The sequence below is a fragment of the Marivivens niveibacter genome, from assembly GCF_002150005.2.
Lineage (GTDB): Bacteria > Pseudomonadota > Alphaproteobacteria > Rhodobacterales > Rhodobacteraceae > Marivivens > Marivivens niveibacter.
In genome coordinates, this window is sequence record NZ_MSPP01000003.1 from 224,196 (window position 1) to 241,372 (window position 17,177).

Consider the following 17,177-nt stretch of genomic DNA (forward strand, 5'->3'; position numbering starts at 1 on the left):
CAGTTATACAAAGGCCGCAATATGTCTCTTAAAGTTGCAATTCAGATGGACCCGATCGGTCCGATCAATATCGACGCCGACAGCACATTCCGTATCGCCGAAGAGGCGCAGAAACGCGGGCACACTCTGTTCTATTACACGCCCGACAAATTGGTCTACCAAGAGGGTCGCGTCACCGCACGCGGTTGGCCCTTGACCGTTCAGCGGGTCAAAGGGGACCACGCAATTCTGGGCGAAGAACAAGAGGTCGATCTCGCCGATTTTGATGTGGTCTGGCTGCGTCAGGACCCGCCGTTCGATATGGGTTACATCACCACGACCCACATTCTGGACCGCATTCACCCAGACACTCTGGTCGTGAATGACCCGTTCTGGGTTCGCAACTACCCCGAAAAACTGCTTGTTCTCGATTTTCCAGAATTGACCCCGCCCACTGCGATCGCGCGCGATCTACAAACCTTGCGCGAATTCCGCGAACGTCACGGCGATATCATTCTAAAGCCTTTGTACGGCAACGGCGGTGCAGGCGTGTTCAAATTGAACGCAAGCGATGGCAACCTTGCGTCGCTGCACGAAATGTTCACCGGAATTAATAACGAGCCGCTGATCGTGCAGAAATTCCTGCCTGCAGTATCGGCCGGTGACAAACGGGTCATTCTGGTCGACGGCGAACCTGTCGGCGCGATTAATCGCGTGCCGCAAAAGGGCGAAACCCGTTCGAACATGCACGTTGGTGGCCGTGCCGAGAAAGTCGAACTAACAGACCGTGATCGTGAAATCTGTGCCGCCATTGGTCCACTACTCCGTGAAAAAGGCCAAATTTTCGTCGGAATCGACGTCATCGGCGACTATCTGACGGAAATCAACGTGACCTCGCCCACGGGTATTCAAGAACTCGAACGGTTTGACGGCACCAACGTTGCCGAGAAAATTTGGGAAGCGATCGAAGCGCGCAAAGCCTGATGTCGTTTCGACTGCGTTTGTACACTTTCGGGGCGCGGTTGTTAGTGCGCCCCGTTTTCAAATACACGCACAAACCGATCCGCGCTGCAAAGCGAATGGATCGATTGGCTGCCGCATTCGTTATGTTGCCGCCATATAGTTACCGTCTGGATCGCCCGTTAGGCGGGCGTCCGGCGCATTTTATTCGTGGGCGCGGTGCGGACGGCGATGGGATTATCTTGTTTTTCCATGGCGGCGGGTATTTTACGGGTTCTGGAAAAACGCATTCAGCAATGCTCGCACGATTGTCTGGGTACGCGGGCGTGCCTGTTTTTGCGCAAGATTATCGTTTATCGCGCGACGAACCCTTTCCTGCGGCTTTCGACGATGCGGTTGCAGCATGGGATGACTTGATCGCGCGCGGATATCGTGCAGATCAGATTGTTATTGGCGGCGACAGTGCGGGCGGTGGGCTTGCGTTGTCTTTAATGGCGACGTTGTCGGCACGTGGCGAACGTCCAGCTGGTTTGTTTGCGTTTTCGCCTTGGACAGATCTGACAATGTCCGGCCCGTCGGTGACCGAGGTTGGAAATGCCGATCCTGTTTTGCCAGCCGACCGAATGACCGAAGCCGCGCAGGCCTATTACACAGACACGCCCGCAACGGATCCGCGCGTGTCGCCTTTGTTCGCGACATACACATCCCCGCCACCAGTGTTTATGCAAGTTGGAAGCCCCGAAGTTCTGTCTGACGATACCTACCGCATGGCCGAGGTTTTGCGAAAAGCTGGTGGGCAGGTTGATGTTCAAACGTGGGATAAAGCGCCGCACGTCTGGCATTTGGGCGAACTATGGGTGCCCGAAGCCCGCGCCGCATTGCGCGATACGGCGACATTTGTTCAAGATGTGCTGAGCGTCAGGCGATAACCGACCGCTTCTGCAATATGGGGGTGGCGCACCGCGTCTGATCCGTCCAAATCGGCGATGGTACGGGCCACGCGTAAAACGCGGTGATAGCCTCGTGCCGTCAGTCCAAATTTGTCGGCGACGCGTGTCAGCAATGCACGTCCGTCGCTATCAGGTTCGGCAATTTGTTCCAAAACAGCGCCCTCTGCGTCCGAATTTGTGCGCATATCATCGACGTCTATAAACCGTGCCTTTTGGATGTCACGGGCCGCTCGGACGCGTTCCGCGATTGTTGTGCTGGTTTCACCATCTGCAGGCAAATCCAGATCGGTAAAGGATACGGGGGGCACCTCGATCCGTAAATCGAAACGGTCCATCAATGGTCCCGAGATACGCCCCAGATAATCCGACCCGCATACTGGAGCGCGCGAACAAGCGCGCGTGTTATCCGACATGAACCCACATTTGCAGGGGTTCGCGGCGGCCACCAACATAAATCGACAAGGATAGCGGACATGGGCATTGGCCCGCGAAACAAATACTTCGCTCGTTTCAATTGGCTGGCGCAAAGTCTCCAGAACGGTGCGTGGGAATTCGGGGAATTCATCCATGAACAGCACGCCATTATGGGCCAAACTGATTTCACCAGGTTTCGCGCCGCGGCCACCGCCGACAATTGCGGCCATAGAGGCAGTATGGTGCGGTTCGCGGAACGGACGGTCGCGGCTGATACCGCCATCTTTGATCAACCCCGATAGGGAATGGATCATCGATGTTTCCAATGCCTCGCCCGCGTCCATTTGCGGCAAAATCCCGATTAGGCGAGACGCGAGCATTGATTTTCCCGAACCTTGTGGGCCTTGCAAAAACAGGTGATGACGCCCCGCCGCCGCGATTTCTAGCGCCCGTTTGGCGCGTTCTTGGCCTTTCACGTCGCGCATGCATTTGTGGGCACCTGACGGTGTCACCTCTCCAGGTGTGGCCGGATCGATTGGTGATTTCCCAGTCAGATGACGTATGACCGCCAGCGCAGATTTCGCACCATAAACAGGCGTTGCGTCGACCCATGCCGCCTCTGGGGCAGAGGTGACGGGGCAAACCATCGACATCGAATTTTCCGCAGCCGTCAACGCAGCAGGCAAGGCGCCGATGACTGGGATGAGGCCACCATCCAGCGCGAGTTCGCCCATTGATACTGTTTCTTTGGCTTTGTCTTTGGGAACGACGCCCAATTCAGCCAGTAAGGCCAAAGCAATGGGCAAATCGAAGTGGGATCCGTCTTTCGGCATATCCGCAGGGGACAGGTTCACGGTGATTTTAGACGACGGTAGGGCGATGCCCAATGCCTCGAACACGGCGCGGACGCGTTCACGTGCTTCGGTCACTGCCTTGTTCGGCAAACCGACTATCGCGAAACCGGGTAGGCCCTGCACCTCTGCGCATTGCACTTCGACCAGACGGGCCTCTAGCCCTTCGAATGCGACTGTATAGGTCGTTGCGACCATGGGACCCCCGTTAACCTAAGGTTTGGTTAACGGGGCAGGTGTTGATGATTAGTTAACAGGCCACGGTTTGCGCGGTAGATTTTTTTCGTATGGGAACGGGTCGTGTGTTTCCTGCAACGCCATTTCTCGCCATTTTAGGAATGCGGGATCGGCCAGATGCGCGTTCACATAGGCCTGCGCCATGTCTGATACGGGCAACCCGTACCCTGTGATCCGCATCGCGACGGGCGCGTAAAACACGTCGGCCAGCGAATACTCACCGAACAACCACGGGCCGTTCGCACCATATTTGTCGCGCGCCATGCCCCACAGGAATTCGATGCGGGCCAGATCCGTTAGCACGGCTTCGCTGGGTTCGAACCCGTCCCAAACGTGGGACAATTGCATGTCGCAACCGCGCAGCGCACCAAAGCTAGAGTGCATCTCAGCAACCAGATTGCGTGCCAGCGCCCGTGCGCCCGCGTCTGTCGGCCACAAACCTTTGCTGGGGTTTTCTTCGGCCAATGTTTCCGCCATCGAAATGCTGTCGGACAAAACGTAGCCCGCGGGTGTTTTCATGGCAGGAACGGTTTTGGCGGGGGCAAGGTCCGCCATATCGGTTTTCAATGTGCCCGCATACAGCCCCAACATATGTTCAGTGTAGGGGATGTCGAATTTTTCAAACATAAGCCAGCCGCGAAGGGACCAGCTGCTAAATAGGCGATCGCCAATATATAAATCGTAACTCATGGGGACACGTTAGCGCGGAATTTTGAATCGCGCTAAACAAGAAATGTGAAGCACCCCATTAAGGTTTGTGATTGATCGCTGTGGCGTGCCAATTGGCGGTGTCGATCGTGGTCACTGATAGGTTTTCTATCCGATGCCCAAATGTTTCATAGGCAGTGCACCCCAGCGCCCTTTGCACCTGAGTCAGGATCATCCCGAAATGCGCCACGACGATCAGGTCGGGATGCCCCAGCGCAAGATGTTCGTCGATCGCATTATCTGCACGGGACCGCACATCGTTCCAGCTTTCGCCGTTAGGGGCGGCAATATCGCCAGGGGTTTCCCAAAAGGCCCTCATATGCGGATCGTCGGAAAACGTCGCCATTTCCCAATCGCCAAAATGGATTTCCCGGAGACCTGCATGATGGGGTAGACGTGGTCGATTGCCTTGGATTGCGTCTGCGGTCGAAACGGCGCGGGACAGGTCGGATGATACGACAGGTGCGTGCGGCAAATAGCAAGATAGACGGTCAATCGCGGCTGTGTCCGACAAATCAGCAGGCAGGTCTGTCCAGCCTACCATGTTTTTCGCGTGGGTCGGGCCGTGCCGCACCAGCCAAAGACGGGTCATTCTGCCCCCTTGAGCGTCATTGGCAGTCCTGCCGCCACGAACAATACAGTATCGGCTGCGGCGGCGATCTGTTGGTTCATTTTGCCATGAAGGTTTCGAAATTTTCGACCCATGGACGTTTCTGGCACCAATCCCATGCCTAATTCATTTGATACGATCACTACGGGCGCGGCGCAGCGGCGACAGGCCGCGACTAAATCATCGAATGCGGCGTCGGTATCGTGGTCATAATGCATCAAATTTCCTAACCACAGCGTCGCGCAATCAATCAAAATGGCCTGAGTTCCGTTCACAGAGTCGAGAAATTTGGGAATATTTATCGGCTCTTCGATGGTATCCCAACCGTCCCCGCGCTGCTGTCGGTGCGCGATCACCTTTGCCTGCATTTCGTCATCGAATGGCTGAGAAGTCGCTAAATATACAGGGTTTTTTCCTGATTGTCGTATGATCGACTCGGCATATTTGGATTTGCCGGACGCGGCACCACCTAGGACGAGTGTGAGTTTTTGCAACCTTAGTTGTGCAGACATCGGTGATCCACCTTTGGAACTTTTTCGTAGCACTGTGAGTTAACCAAACAATTAACACAACAACACCCCAGGAGGTGACCATGGCACTGGACAACACGACGGACTTTAACATTTCCCGCCGCGCCATGAAGGCGGAACTGTTGGACGCAGAGACCGAAGCGCAACTTGCATTTGCGTGGCGCGACCATCAGGACACCGAGGCCCTCCACCGTTTGACGACCGCTTACATGCGTCTAGCAATTTCCATGGCCAGCAAGTTCCGCCGCTATGGCGCGCCGATGAACGACCTGATTCAAGAAGCGTCGCTGGGCCTGATGAAAGCCGCCGAAAAATTTGATCCCGACCGTGGCGTTCGTTTTTCGACCTATGCCGTTTGGTGGATCAAGGCGAGCATCCAAGATTTCGTAATGCGCAACTGGTCGATGGTTCGTACCGGTTCGACCAGTAGCCAAAAATCACTGTTCTTCAATATGCGCCGCATCCAGGCGCGTCTAGAGCGTGAAGCATCCAAAGATGGCATCACGCTGGAACGCGCTGAGCTATATGCGTCGATTGCAGCAGAGTTGAAGGTGCCCGTGCATGACGTTGAAATGATGGATGGTCGTCTGTCCGGTTCCGATTTTTCGCTGGATGCGACCCAATCGACCGAAGACGAAGGACGCAGCTGGATCGATACCATCGAAGACGAAAGCGAACAGGCTGAACATCTGGTCGAACACGAACACGATCAAGAACAGCTACGTGTTTGGATGAACCTTGCACTGTCCGAGCTGAACGAACGTGAACAATTCATCGTCCGCGAACGCAAGCTGCGCGAAGATCCTCGTACGCTGGAAAGTCTGGGCGATGAGCTGGGCTTGTCCAAAGAACGCGTTCGTCAGGTAGAGGCAGCAGCATTTGGCAAAATGCGCAAGAGCCTTGAAGCGCAGTCAAAAGAGGTGTTCAACTTCCTCGCATGAGGAAGTTGATTCTTTTTGTCAGCCTTTGGGCCGCGCCGGTCGCCGCGCAGGATGTTTGGGTTTTAGGTGAAATCCACGACAATCCTGCGCACCATATCGAACAGGCAAATCTGGTTGCGGAAATCCAACCCACTGCTGTCGTGTTTGAAATGCTATCGCCAGATCAGGCCGACATCATAAACCGCGATGTTGATCCTGCGGAAGTTGGCAATGCCGTCGGTTGGGCCGACAGTGGCTGGCCTGACTACTCAATCTACCAACCCATTTTCGAACAGCTGAATGGCGCGCGTGTCTACGGCGCGTCTTTGCCACGCGAGGTCGTGATGTCAGCAGCAGGCCAAGGTGCGGCAGCTGTTTTCGGCCCCGACGCAGGCGATTTCGGTCTGGCCCCCTTGGATGCTGAAAAGCAGGCCGCGTTCGAAGAAGAGATTTTCCTATCCCACTGTTCGGCCATGCCCCGCGATGTTTTAGGCGGCATAGTTGAGGCGCAGCGCCTGCGCGATGCTCATTTCGCCCGTGTGGCATTGAGCGCTCTGCGCGAAACTAGCGGACCTGTGGCTGTAATTACAGGCAACGGTCACGCCCGAAACGACCGCGCTATCCCTGCGATTATTGCATCGGCAGCGCCTGAGGTCGATGTTGTGTCCTATGGCATTTTGGAAAACGCAGACGACAGCGGATTATATGACGTGACCATCGTCACGGGCGCGTTTGATCGCCCTGATCCCTGCGACGCTTTCAACTGATTGTTCTTTTCATCCAGCATGGTTAGGGTCATCCCACATTTTTCGGAGAGCCCCCATGCTGGCAAACAAACGCATCCTGCTGATTATCGGCGGCGGCATCGCTGCGTTCAAATCGCTTGATTTGATCCGACGCTTGCGCGAACAAGGCGCAGCAGTTACGCCCGTTTTGACCAAGGCTGGCGCTGAATTCGTAACGCCTTTGTCCGTGTCGGCCCTGGCTGCGGAAAAGGTCTATCAGGATTTGTTTGATCTGACGGATGAGGCTGAAATGGGCCACATCGAACTATCCCGTTCCGCTGATCTGGTCGTCGTTGCCCCTGCGACCGCCGACCTGATGGCGAAAATTGCGAACGGTCAGGCGAATGATCTGGCGTCAACGCTGCTCATGGCCACCGATACGCCCGTTTTGATCGCGCCGTCGATGAATGTACGCATGTGGGAACACCCCGCGACACAGCGAAACCTGAAAACTTTGCAAGGCGATGGCATCATGATTGTCGGCCCAGACGAGGGCAATATGGCCTGCGGTGAATTCGGCCCCGGTCGGTTGGCCGAAGTGCCCGACATCATCGCTTCGATCCGTGTCGTGCTGTCCGATGGCCCGCTGCGCGGTAAACGCGTGTTGGTTACCTCTGGTCCGACCCACGAACCGATCGACCCCGTGCGTTATATCGCGAACCGGTCGTCGGGCGCCCAAGGCACCGCCGTTGCCAAAGCTCTGGTCGAACTAGGGGCAGAGGTCGTGTTCGTCACAGGCCCCGCAGATGTGCCGCCGCCCGTTGGCGTGCAGGTCGTCGCCGTTGAAACCGCCCAACAGATGAAACACGCGGTCGAGGCGAACCTGCCCGTAGACGCCGCCGTTTTCGCCGCCGCCGTGGCGGATTGGCGCGTGTCCACGGCCTCGATGTCGAAAATTAAAAAACAAAACGGGGCGCTGCCCGTTCTGGAATTCGCTGAAAACCCCGACATTTTGGCCGCCGTCAGCCAAATGACCGTTGGTCGTCCGCCGCTGGTTGTCGGCTTTGCCGCGGAAACCGACGATGTCATCGCCCATGCGACCGCCAAACGCGCACGCAAGGGATGCGATTGGATCGTTGCCAATGATGTTTCCCCTGAAACGGGGATCATGGGCGGCGCAGAAAACGCGGTGACAATCATTTTCGAAGGCGGCGCAGATGAATGGCCCCGCATGACCAAAGATGCCGTTGCCCAAAAATTGGCCGAACGCATCGCCAGCGCTATTTTAGACAAAGACTAAAGGAACCACTCTGTGCCTGATATTCAAATCGAATGGTTGGATGACGCCGATCAATCCGTTGCGCTGCCAAGCTATGAAACGTTGGGCGCGGCGGGTGCAGATGTGCGCGCGAATTTTCCAGCGGATGCGCGTGATGGCGTGACGATCCCCGCAGGTGGCCGCAGCCTGATCCCGACGGGGTTCCGCATGGAAATCCCCGAAGGATACGAAGTTCAAGTGCGCCCTCGCTCAGGCCTTGCCCTTAAACACGGCATCACACTGCCGAACACTCCCGGCACGATCGATAGCGATTATCGCGGCCCTGTTGGTGTCATCATCATGAACGCAGGCGATCAGGATTTTCACATCGCCCACGGTGATCGCATCGCGCAATTCGTCGTGGCACCCGTGGTGCAGGGCCGTTTCGTGGTTGCCGGCAAAGAATTGTCCGACACAGCACGCGGTCAGGGCGGTTTCGGATCGACGGGCCGCGCATGATTATTGTCCTGATCATGGCAGGGGTGATGTGGGGTGTTGGCGCCGCTATGGGCGCGCCGCGCCGCGCCCGTTGGGTCATGATCGGGATTTTGATGGTGGCCGTTTTGCTGGCCAACATCGTTTTGCCTGCGGGCAACCCACTACGACAAGCCACAGGCGGAGAGCCGCGTCTATGGGCGCTCGTTATCGGCTTTGCAGGGCTCGTCTGGGCGTATCGTTTCGGCCTGCGGGCGCTGAAAACGCGGATCGCAGCCCGCGATGCCGCTGACGCGCCCGCCTTGCCAACGGGCAGTTTCACAGATGCCGAATTAGATCGTTATGCGCGTCACATGATGCTGCGGGAAATTGGCGGGCCAGGGCAAAAGAAACTGAAGAACGCGCGGGTTCTGGTGATTGGGGCAGGGGGTCTGGGATCGCCCGCGCTGCAATATCTGGCCGCTGCGGGTGTTGGGACCATCGGGATCGTTGATGATGACGAGGTGGATAATTCCAACCTGCAACGCCAAACCATTCACGCCGACCAAAACATAGGCATGCCAAAGGTGCATTCAGCCGCGAAAACCATGCGCGCCCTGAACCCGTGGATCGAGGTGCGCCCCTATCACCGTCGCCTAACTGCCGAAGACGCCGAAACCCTGTTCGCGGATTATGATCTGATCCTTGACGGGTCCGACAATTTCCCGACCCGTTATCTGGTCAATAAAATCGCGGTAAAGCTGGGCAAACCCCTGATCGCCGCTGCCATGACCCAGTGGGAAGGCCAGATTTCGCTATATGATCCAGCCCGCGGTGGCCCTTGTTATCAATGCGTGTTCCCGCAGGCCCCAGCGCCCGAATTGGTCCCATCCTGCGCCGAAGCTGGAGTTTTGGGCCCGTTGCCGGGCGTCGTCGGGTCCATGATGGCGGCAGAGGCTGTGAAATACATCACCGGCGCGGGTGATCCGCTGCGGGGCAGGTTGATGATGTATGATGCGCTATATGCCGACACGCGGATTATGAAAACCAAACCGCGTGACGATTGCCCCATATGCAAAAGCCGACCCCAGTAGGTCGGCTTTAGTCTCAGTCACCCAATTTGGCGTGAACTTCTTCCAGATCGACTTCGCCGATTGGCATTTTGTTTCCAGGGTTTTCAAAGTCGTATTTGAACAGCTGGAAATCCTTTTTGTAGATCTCGTACACCAGATGCATCGACAAATCGTCGAAATAGTCTTCGACCGGATGCGCGCGTTTTGGGCCGTGGCCTTCGGATTCGTTAAAACGTGGGATATTGGCCAGATCAATCGAATGGGCCGTTTTGCAGTTATCCAGAACGACCTGCATGCCTTCGTTGAACTTTTCGGTAAAGAAAATGTGGTCATAGGTGCCGCCGTTCACGATGAACGTGGAAATATGGCCCGACATAGCCGACCAGTGGATGTCTGGTTCCATCGGACGTTTCCAACGGATGGTGTCGCGGGCGAACAATAGGAAACGACGGAACGACTGGATCTGGTCAAAATCAAAACCGTCTTCTGGGCTGCCTACTTCGATGCCGTATTTCTGGATCAGGGTTGGCACCAGATTGCCGCGATAGCGTTTGCCGTTGCGCTGAATGCCGCAGATTTTGTCAAAGAACGACGACAAGATGCGGGTGTATGGGTTGCGAACGCAGGTAAAAGCATAGCTTTTGTGTGCCTTCACATTATCCGTGATAAGCTGCTGGCTGCTATCAAACGCCCATTTGTGCATGCCGTCGTTGGCATCGTGGATGTCGCCATCAAAAAAACGACCATGATCGGAATAAAACATAATCTGACCGATCGACGAACATGCGCATTTCGGAACAACCCGATATACCATGCTTTCACTTTCGGTCATCCAAGTGCCCGGAAACCCCATACTCTTCCCTTCTTTTGCACGCCGTTCGCCCCTAGATGGTCGACGTCAAATATTATCGCCCATAAAAAGCAAAGAAACACTGTTTTTTCAATGGCTCTTTGGGCTATCTAGAGGAAACTGAAAAGAACCAAGCTGGGTTATTGTTTCCGCTATGGCAAAAATCGCCTTTATCCTACTTTGTCATAAAAACCCCGAAGCCATCATCCAGCAGGCCGAACAGCTGACGGCGGTTGGCGATTATATCTCGATTCACTTTGATGCCAGCGCGCCGCAAGCGGCCTACGATCTGATCGTTCAGGAACTTTCGGACAATCCGAATGTGACCTTTGCGAAAAAACGGATCAAATGTGGCTGGGGTGAATGGAGCCTTGTTCAAGCGTCGCTGTATGCGATTGAAGCTGCGGTAGACGCCTTTCCGCGTGCGACCCATTTTTACATGGTGTCCGGCGACTGCATGGCCGTAAAATCCGCGAAATACGCGCACCGTTTTTTGGATTCACACGACAAAGATTACGTCGAAAGTTTCGATTTCTTCGAAAGCGACTGGATCAAGACAGGCATGAAAGAAGAGCGTCTGATTTATCGTCACTGGTTCAATGAACGCACGCATAAACGGCTGTTTTATTGGTCGTTCTGGGCGCAGCGTCGTTTCGGTCTTACGCGCAAAATCCCCGAAGACATTCAGGTGCAAATCGGTAGCCAATGGTGGTGTTTGCGCCGACGCACGATCGAATGGATTATTGATTTCACGCGCCAACGCAAAGACGTGATGAAATTCTTTTCCACGACGTGGATTCCAGACGAGACATTTTTCCAAACGCTTGTGCGCCATCTGGTGCCCGAAAAGGAAATTGATACGCGCACTTTGACGTTTTTGATGTTCACTGACTACGGCATGCCGGTGACGTTCTATAACGATCACTACGATATGTTGTTGGCGCAGGATTCCCTGTTCGCACGCAAGATCAGCCCCGAAGCCACTGAATTGCGGAAACGTTTGGGGCGACTTTATGCGTCTGAACGGTCGGATTTTCCGATATCGAACGAAGGTCGGAACCTATTCAAATTCCTGACGGGCCGCGGACGCGAAGGACGACGATATGCCCCGCGTTTCTGGGAGTCAGAGGCATCGTTGGGCCGTGATCGTGAACTGTTGATCGTGGCGTGCAAAAAATGGCACGTTGCCAAACGCCTGATTGCGTCCATTGAACAGCACGCCAACATTCCTGTGACGGCCTATCTGTTTAACGAAGAATCGACGCCGCTGCCTGATCTGGGAGGTATTCAGGCGACATTGGGCAAACGTCACCGTCACCGCCGTGCGCTGATGCGGATGTTGTTCGATTACCATGAAACCGACCGTATGGTTGTTTGTATGGACACAGCGAACCTAGATCTGATGCAGGATTTTGCGAACGATCGTTCCATTACCAAGATTCTTGAAATTCAGTGTAATTTCTCTGACGATTATATCCGCGGGCACGCCCAGCGGGTGGGGCTTATGGGTGAAGAAACAGACTCTGAAACCACTGCGCGCCTGATTCCAACCGTTCGCAACGATCTAGCCCACGAAAGCGACCGTATCCGCGACAGCGGTTTCGAATCCTACAACAGGATTATCGAAACCCTACCACCCGAAGAAAACGCAACCGCGCTTGCGTCATTCCTGACCGTATCCGAAGATACCGCGCGCCAAATCGCGCAAACTCCACACCTATTCGTTGACTGAGGCGACCCATGGAATTCAACTACGACCCCCAGAATATTTTCGCGAAAATCCTGCGCGGCGAAATTCCGAACAATACCGTTTACGAAAACGATCACGCGCTGGCGTTTCATGACATCGCGCCCCAGGCACCAACCCATATTCTGGTGATCCCCAAAGGCCCGTATATGTCGCTTGACCATTTTGCCCGTGACGCATCCGCCGACGAACAGGTTTGTTTCATGCAGGCCGTTGCCAAAGTGTGCGAAATCGCTGGCGTTGACGACGGGTTCCGCGCGATCGCCAACAGCCGTGAACACGGCATCCAAGAGGTCCCGCATTTCCATCTGCACATCGTTGCGGGCCGCGTTTTGGGCCGGATGCTGGAACAGTAATCAGCTGGCCGACGTAAGGGCGAGGAACACGTCCTCTAGGTCGGCCTCTTCGGTTTTGATGTCGCTGATTTTGATATTGGCGGCATGGACCACCGACAAAACCTGTTCGGCGGAAATTTCGCGCGGTTTGTACGTCAACGCGATTGATCCGTCATGGCGTTTTGTCCCTGTGATGCCAGCGGGCAGGGCGGGAACATCCGCGTCATGGCTGGGCATGATCACCATGGTTTTGTTGTCCAAACGGCCCAGCAGATTTGATGTCGTGTCGCGCGTGATCAGTTCGCCATTGTTGATGATGGCGATTTCGTCGCACATTTCCTGCGCTTCTTCCAAATAGTGGGTCGTCAGGATGATGGTCATCCCCAGTTCTTCGTTCAGGCGACGCACATTGGCCCACAGCATGTTACGCAGATTGATATCAACGCCCGCTGTTGGTTCGTCCAACACCAAAATTTGCGGCGCGTGAACCAGCGCTTTGCCCAATAGCAAACGGCGACGCATCCCGCCCGATAGGGACCGCGCATAAGCCTCGGCTTTGTCTGTTAGGCCGATTAGTTCCAGAATCTCTGCTGTTTTGCGCTGCGATTTTGGCACGCCGTATAGGCCCGCCTGCACCTCTAGGCTGCCGCGAGGCGTGAAAAACGGATCAAGGTTCGGCTCTTGGGGCATGATGCCGATGGCGGCGCGGGATTGGCGCGGATTTACGTCCTGATCGAAACCCCAGATTTTCACGTTGCCGTCGGTTTTGTTCACCAGCCCCGCCAAAATGTTGATAATCGTAGATTTTCCAGCGCCATTCGGCCCCAAAAGCCCGAAAATAGATCCACGTGGGATGTTCAGATCGATCCCTTTTAACGCTTCTTTCGCATCGGATCGGCCAGTTGCGGCATAGGTTTTGCGCAGGCCGGTGATTTCGATGGCATTTTCTGTCATGTTCGGTTCCTGCATTTTCAGCGCACGGGGTTGATATAGGTTCAATCACGATCTAAAGCGGAGAGTGTCCAGCGACAACCAATATAGGCTTAGTGATGACAATTCCTGCACCAGAAACCAAAATCGTCGAAACTTGGAAAGTCGCATGTGACGGTAGCGAAGGTGCCTTGGGCCACCCACGCGTCTGGCTGCAAATCCCACACGAAGACGGTTATGTAGAATGCCCGTACTGCGATGCGAAATACGTTCACGCATCGCGTCCGGAACTGGCTGAATAATCAGCTGATCGGAATATCGCCGCCCGCGCACGGCAGGTAGGCGATCCGTTCCCCCGTATCCCCCCGTAGATATTCGAGCACATGCGTGCCCGACCAAATCCGTATGGGCGTGCCGTCTGCCATTGACCCGCGCCCAACGGCGGTGCCCGTGTAGGGGTCTTGGTACGTGTAATAAACGCGGCCTTTGTTGCCATTTTCGCACGTCACGTCTGCCTGACCCAGTCCCATCCAGTTTTGCGACATCCATGTGCCGTTGCATTCGGTGCCGTCTGACATCTTGCCTGAAAATTCACCCTCGCCGCGGCCAAAGGCGCGTCCGTTGAACCATGTCCCTTCGTTGCCGACGCAGGCCACAACGCGGTTACAGTTGTTGTTGTCGTCCGTCAGGTGGCACGACGTACGTGATTGTGCATTTGCAGCCGAAGAAGCCGTAATGCCGACTAGAAGCAGGACGCGGAACATGTCAAAAACCCTTTAACGAATACTGGAAATAGGAGCAGGTCATGAGCGGATTTGGAAAAGGGTGCCATTTGCATCTGATCGATGGATCGGCGTTCATTTTTCGCGCGTACCATGCGCTGCCCCCTTTAACCCGCAAATCTGACGGTCTGCCTGTTGGTGCCGTCAGTGGATTTGTGAACATGTTGCAACGCTATGTCGAGGGTAATTCAGGCCCCGATGCGGCGACCCACGTGGCTGTTATCTTTGACTATTCCGGCAAATCATTTCGCAACGAAATCTACGACCAATACAAGGCGCACCGCCCCCCAGCGCCCGAAGATTTGGTGCCCCAGTTCCCACTGACCCGCGACGCGACCCGCGCGTTCAACATTGCGTGCCACGAAATCGAAGGGTACGAGGCCGACGACATCATCGCCACCTTGTCCTGTCAGGCCCGTGATCTGGGCGGCCGCGTGACCATCGTGTCATCGGACAAAGACCTGATGCAGCTGATCGGCGGCGGTGTTGAAATGCTGGACCCGATGAAAAACAAACGCATCGGAGTCGAAGGTGTCGAAGAAAAGTTTGGCGTCGGCCCCGAACGTGTGGTCGATGTGCAGGCGCTGGCGGGCGATAGCGTCGATAACGTCCCCGGTGCGCCGGGGATCGGGATCAAAACCGCTGCTTTGCTGATCAATGAATATGGTGATCTGGAAACTTTGCTGGATCGTGCTGGCGAAATCAAACAGCCTAAACGCCGTCAGACCCTGATCGACAACCGCGAACAGATCGAAGTGTCGAAACGTCTGGTTCAACTGGACTGTAACACTCCGCTGGATTTCAGCATTGATGATCTAGAGGTCCGCGATCCAGAACCAGAGGCGTTGTTGGGTTTCCTATCCGCCATGGAATTCCGCACCGTTTCCAAACGCATCGCGGATAAAATGGGCGTCGACAGCCCTGTGATCCCTGACAAAACGCCCGAAGGCGCAGACCCAATCGCCGCTGATGCCCCAGCGCAGGTGCCGTTTGATGCCGATGCCTATGAATGCGTGCGCGACGCCGATGCCCTGCGCAAATGGGTCGCTGCAGCGTACGAGGTCGGATATGTCGCGTTTGATACCGAAACCACGGGCCTGAACGAAATGGTCGTTGATTTGGTCGGCGTGTCGCTGTCTTCGGTCGCGGGGCAGGCGTGTTATGTGCCGCTGGGTCATAAATCGTCCGCCGCTGATGATCTGTTCGGCGGTGACGCTCTGGCCGAAGGTCAGATGGACATGAACGAGGCGCTGGAAATCCTCAAACCGATGCTAGAGGACGAAAGCATCCTGAAAATCGGTCAGAACATCAAATATGACGCGAAAATTCTGGCTCGTTATGGGGTGAATGTCGCGCCAATCGACGATACGATGCTGATGTCCTATGCGCTGAATGCCGGTCTGCACGGACACGGGATGGATGCGCTGTCGGAACAATATCTGTCCCACAACCCGATCGAGATTAAATCGCTGCTGGGCACCGGTAAATCCGCGATCACCTTTGACCGCGTGCCTGTCGATGACGCGGTGAAATACGCCGCCGAAGACGCAGATATCACGCTGCGTCTGTGGCAATTGTTCAAACCGCAACTGCACCAGAAAAAGGTCACGACCGTCTACGAAACGCTGGAACGTCCGTTGGTGCCCGTTCTGGCGCGGATGGAAATGGCAGGGGTCAAGGTGGACCGCGATACCCTGTCGCGTATGTCCAACGCCTTTGCCCAGAAAATGGCTGGACTAGAGGATGAAATCAAACAGCTCGCTGGGCGTGATTTTAACGTTGGTTCCCCCAAACAGCTGGGCGAAATCCTGTTTGACGATCTGGGCCTACCGGGCGGCAAAAAGGGCAAAAACGGTGCCTATAGCACCGGCGCTGACATCCTAGAGGATCTGGCGACCGAACATGAAATGCCGCGCAAGGTACTGGACTGGCGTCAGTTATCGAAACTGAAATCGACGTACACGGACGCATTGCAAAACCACATCAATGCCGACACGGGCCGCGTTCATACGTCGTATCTGCAAACGGGCGCATCCACGGGCCGATTGGCGTCGACCGATCCGAACCTGCAAAACATCCCGATCCGCAGCGAAGAAGGCCGCCGCATTCGCGAAGCGTTCGTTGCTGAACAGGGCAAAACCATCGTTGCGTTGGACTATAGCCAGATCGAACTGCGCATTCTGGCCCATGTCGCGGGTATCGACGCGCTGAAACAAGCGTTCCGCGACGGGCAAGACATCCACGCGATGACCGCGTCAGAAATGTTCGATGTGCCGATGGATCAGATGACTTCGGATATCCGCCGTCAGGCCAAGGCGATCAACTTTGGTGTGATCTACGGCATCTCTGGCTTTGGCCTTGCGCGGAATTTGCGTATCCCACGGGCCGAGGCGCAGGGATTCATCGACCGCTATTTCGAACGCTTCCCCGGCATCCGTACCTATATGGATGAAACCGTCGCCTTTGCCAAAGAACACGGCTACGTTGAAACGCTGTTTGGCCGCAAAATCCATACCCCTGAAATCGGCGCTAAAGGCCCGCAGGCAGGCTTTGCCAAACGCGCGGCAATCAACGCGCCGATCCAAGGCACCGCTGCCGATATCATCCGCCGCGCTATGATCCGCATGGATCACGCGATCAGCGAGCTGCCCGCGAAAATGCTTTTGCAGGTCCACGACGAATTGCTGTTCGAGGTCGATCAGGGCGCCGAAGATGACCTGATCGCCGTTGCCCGCGACGTGATGGAAAACGCCAGCGATCCGGCGGTGAAGCTGGATGTAAAGCTAAGCGTGGACGCAGGCACCGGCGCGAACTGGGCCGAAGCACATTAAAACGAAAAGGCCC

The 17,177-nt window shown here is 55.5% G+C and carries 18 protein-coding genes; 11 read left to right on the plus strand and 7 right to left on the minus strand.

Going from position 1 to position 17,177, the window contains the following annotated elements:
* Positions 1-21 precede the first annotated feature (21 nt).
* Positions 22-963, plus strand: a complete 942-nt coding sequence (gene gshB / locus BVC71_RS09790) for a glutathione synthase (protein ID WP_086451486.1) — start codon at positions 22-24, stop codon at positions 961-963.
* Positions 963-1,868: an alpha/beta hydrolase gene (locus BVC71_RS09795; RefSeq protein ID WP_086451487.1), complete on the plus strand. Its 906-nt coding sequence runs from the start codon at positions 963-965 to the stop codon at positions 1,866-1,868. The genes gshB and BVC71_RS09795 overlap by 1 nt, the downstream gene beginning before the upstream one ends.
* On the opposite strand, the gene BVC71_RS09800 is transcribed toward BVC71_RS09795, so the two are convergent.
* The 4 genes from BVC71_RS09800 to cobU are packed head-to-tail and all read right to left on the minus strand — an operon-like array spanning position 1,841 to position 5,221.
* Positions 1,841-3,352, minus strand: a complete 1,512-nt coding sequence (locus tag BVC71_RS09800) for a YifB family Mg chelatase-like AAA ATPase (protein WP_086451488.1) — start codon at positions 3,350-3,352, stop codon at positions 1,841-1,843. The genes BVC71_RS09795 and BVC71_RS09800 overlap by 28 nt on opposite strands.
* A gap of 48 nt (positions 3,353-3,400) precedes the next feature.
* Complete coding sequence (locus BVC71_RS09805) at positions 3,401-4,081, minus strand: glutathione S-transferase (RefSeq protein WP_086451489.1); 681 nt, start codon at positions 4,079-4,081, stop codon at positions 3,401-3,403.
* A 58-nt stretch (positions 4,082-4,139) separates the two neighbouring features.
* Positions 4,140-4,691, minus strand: a complete 552-nt coding sequence (locus BVC71_RS09810) for a histidine phosphatase family protein (protein ID WP_086451490.1) — start codon at positions 4,689-4,691, stop codon at positions 4,140-4,142.
* Positions 4,688-5,221: a bifunctional adenosylcobinamide kinase/adenosylcobinamide-phosphate guanylyltransferase gene (gene cobU, locus BVC71_RS09815; protein ID WP_086451491.1), complete on the minus strand. Its 534-nt coding sequence runs from the start codon at positions 5,219-5,221 to the stop codon at positions 4,688-4,690. The genes BVC71_RS09810 and cobU overlap by 4 nt, the downstream gene beginning before the upstream one ends.
* Positions 5,222-5,301: 80 nt before the next feature.
* Between cobU and BVC71_RS09820 the strand changes: the two genes are divergently transcribed.
* The 5 genes from BVC71_RS09820 to BVC71_RS09840 are packed head-to-tail and all read left to right on the plus strand — an operon-like array spanning position 5,302 to position 9,710.
* Positions 5,302-6,180, plus strand: coding sequence for an RNA polymerase factor sigma-32 (locus tag BVC71_RS09820; RefSeq protein WP_086451492.1), 879 nt, complete (start codon positions 5,302-5,304; stop codon positions 6,178-6,180).
* On the plus strand, positions 6,177-6,926 hold the full coding sequence (locus BVC71_RS09825; RefSeq protein ID WP_086451493.1) for a ChaN family lipoprotein: 750 nt from the start codon (positions 6,177-6,179) through the stop codon (positions 6,924-6,926). The genes BVC71_RS09820 and BVC71_RS09825 overlap by 4 nt, the downstream gene beginning before the upstream one ends.
* 55 nt (positions 6,927-6,981) lie before the next feature.
* On the plus strand, positions 6,982-8,184 hold the full coding sequence (gene coaBC / locus BVC71_RS09830) for a bifunctional phosphopantothenoylcysteine decarboxylase/phosphopantothenate--cysteine ligase CoaBC (RefSeq protein ID WP_086451494.1): 1,203 nt from the start codon (positions 6,982-6,984) through the stop codon (positions 8,182-8,184).
* A gap of 12 nt (positions 8,185-8,196) precedes the next feature.
* Positions 8,197-8,661 carry a dUTP diphosphatase gene (gene dut / locus BVC71_RS09835; protein WP_086451495.1) on the plus strand — a complete coding sequence of 155 codons (465 nt, stop codon included), beginning with the start codon at positions 8,197-8,199 and terminating at the stop codon, positions 8,659-8,661.
* On the plus strand, positions 8,658-9,710 hold the full coding sequence (locus BVC71_RS09840; protein WP_086451496.1) for a HesA/MoeB/ThiF family protein: 1,053 nt from the start codon (positions 8,658-8,660) through the stop codon (positions 9,708-9,710). The genes dut and BVC71_RS09840 overlap by 4 nt, the downstream gene beginning before the upstream one ends.
* Before the next feature lie 13 nt (positions 9,711-9,723).
* Here the strand turns inward: BVC71_RS09840 and BVC71_RS09845 are convergent, their stop codons facing one another.
* Positions 9,724-10,542, minus strand: coding sequence for a sulfotransferase family protein (locus BVC71_RS09845; protein WP_086451497.1), 819 nt, complete (start codon positions 10,540-10,542; stop codon positions 9,724-9,726).
* Between the two features lie 151 nt (positions 10,543-10,693).
* Here BVC71_RS09845 and BVC71_RS09850 point away from each other — a divergent pair, with 151 nt between their 5' ends.
* Both BVC71_RS09850 and BVC71_RS09855 read left to right on the plus strand, forming a co-directional pair.
* Positions 10,694-12,271 carry a DUF5928 domain-containing protein gene (locus BVC71_RS09850; RefSeq protein ID WP_086451498.1) on the plus strand — a complete coding sequence of 526 codons (1,578 nt, stop codon included), beginning with the start codon at positions 10,694-10,696 and terminating at the stop codon, positions 12,269-12,271.
* Between the two features lie 8 nt (positions 12,272-12,279).
* Positions 12,280-12,642 (plus strand): HIT domain-containing protein, encoded by a 363-nt coding sequence (locus BVC71_RS09855; protein ID WP_086451499.1) that lies wholly within the window; start codon positions 12,280-12,282, stop codon positions 12,640-12,642.
* Here BVC71_RS09855 and BVC71_RS09860 read toward each other — a convergent pair whose 3' ends face one another.
* Positions 12,643-13,575 carry an ABC transporter ATP-binding protein gene (locus BVC71_RS09860; protein ID WP_086451822.1) on the minus strand — a complete coding sequence of 311 codons (933 nt, stop codon included), beginning with the start codon at positions 13,573-13,575 and terminating at the stop codon, positions 12,643-12,645. It lies immediately after the preceding gene.
* A 95-nt stretch (positions 13,576-13,670) separates the two neighbouring features.
* On the opposite strand from BVC71_RS09860, the gene BVC71_RS09865 reads away from it, so the two are divergent.
* On the plus strand, positions 13,671-13,853 hold the full coding sequence (locus BVC71_RS09865; protein WP_086451500.1) for a zinc-finger domain-containing protein: 183 nt from the start codon (positions 13,671-13,673) through the stop codon (positions 13,851-13,853).
* Here the strand turns inward: BVC71_RS09865 and BVC71_RS09870 are convergent, their stop codons facing one another.
* Positions 13,854-14,315, minus strand: a complete 462-nt coding sequence (locus BVC71_RS09870) for a hypothetical protein (RefSeq protein ID WP_086451501.1) — start codon at positions 14,313-14,315, stop codon at positions 13,854-13,856.
* Positions 14,316-14,356: 41 nt separating this feature from the next.
* On the opposite strand from BVC71_RS09870, the gene polA reads away from it, so the two are divergent.
* Positions 14,357-17,164 carry a DNA polymerase I gene (gene polA, locus BVC71_RS09875; protein WP_086451502.1) on the plus strand — a complete coding sequence of 936 codons (2,808 nt, stop codon included), beginning with the start codon at positions 14,357-14,359 and terminating at the stop codon, positions 17,162-17,164.
* Positions 17,165-17,177 lie beyond the last annotated feature (13 nt).

Coding starts and splice junctions, on each gene's coding strand:
- gshB (WP_086451486.1), top strand. CDS start 22: ATGTCTCTTAAAGTTGCAATTCAGATGGACCCGATCGGTCCGATCAAT.
- BVC71_RS09795 (WP_086451487.1), top strand. CDS start 963: ATGTCGTTTCGACTGCGTTTGTACACTTTCGGGGCGCGGTTGTTAGTG.
- BVC71_RS09800 (WP_086451488.1), bottom strand. CDS start 3,352: ATGGTCGCAACGACCTATACAGTCGCATTCGAAGGGCTAGAGGCCCGT.
- BVC71_RS09805 (WP_086451489.1), bottom strand. CDS start 4,081: ATGAGTTACGATTTATATATTGGCGATCGCCTATTTAGCAGCTGGTCC.
- BVC71_RS09810 (WP_086451490.1), bottom strand. CDS start 4,691: ATGACCCGTCTTTGGCTGGTGCGGCACGGCCCGACCCACGCGAAAAAC.
- cobU (WP_086451491.1), bottom strand. CDS start 5,221: ATGTCTGCACAACTAAGGTTGCAAAAACTCACACTCGTCCTAGGTGGT.
- BVC71_RS09820 (WP_086451492.1), top strand. CDS start 5,302: ATGGCACTGGACAACACGACGGACTTTAACATTTCCCGCCGCGCCATG.
- BVC71_RS09825 (WP_086451493.1), top strand. CDS start 6,177: ATGAGGAAGTTGATTCTTTTTGTCAGCCTTTGGGCCGCGCCGGTCGCC.
- coaBC (WP_086451494.1), top strand. CDS start 6,982: ATGCTGGCAAACAAACGCATCCTGCTGATTATCGGCGGCGGCATCGCT.
- BVC71_RS09840 (WP_086451496.1), top strand. CDS start 8,658: ATGATTATTGTCCTGATCATGGCAGGGGTGATGTGGGGTGTTGGCGCC.
- BVC71_RS09845 (WP_086451497.1), bottom strand. CDS start 10,542: ATGGGGTTTCCGGGCACTTGGATGACCGAAAGTGAAAGCATGGTATAT.
- BVC71_RS09850 (WP_086451498.1), top strand. CDS start 10,694: ATGGCAAAAATCGCCTTTATCCTACTTTGTCATAAAAACCCCGAAGCC.
- BVC71_RS09855 (WP_086451499.1), top strand. CDS start 12,280: ATGGAATTCAACTACGACCCCCAGAATATTTTCGCGAAAATCCTGCGC.
- BVC71_RS09860 (WP_086451822.1), bottom strand. CDS start 13,575: ATGACAGAAAATGCCATCGAAATCACCGGCCTGCGCAAAACCTATGCC.
- BVC71_RS09865 (WP_086451500.1), top strand. CDS start 13,671: ATGACAATTCCTGCACCAGAAACCAAAATCGTCGAAACTTGGAAAGTC.
- BVC71_RS09870 (WP_086451501.1), bottom strand. CDS start 14,315: ATGTTCCGCGTCCTGCTTCTAGTCGGCATTACGGCTTCTTCGGCTGCA.
- polA (WP_086451502.1), top strand. CDS start 14,357: ATGAGCGGATTTGGAAAAGGGTGCCATTTGCATCTGATCGATGGATCG.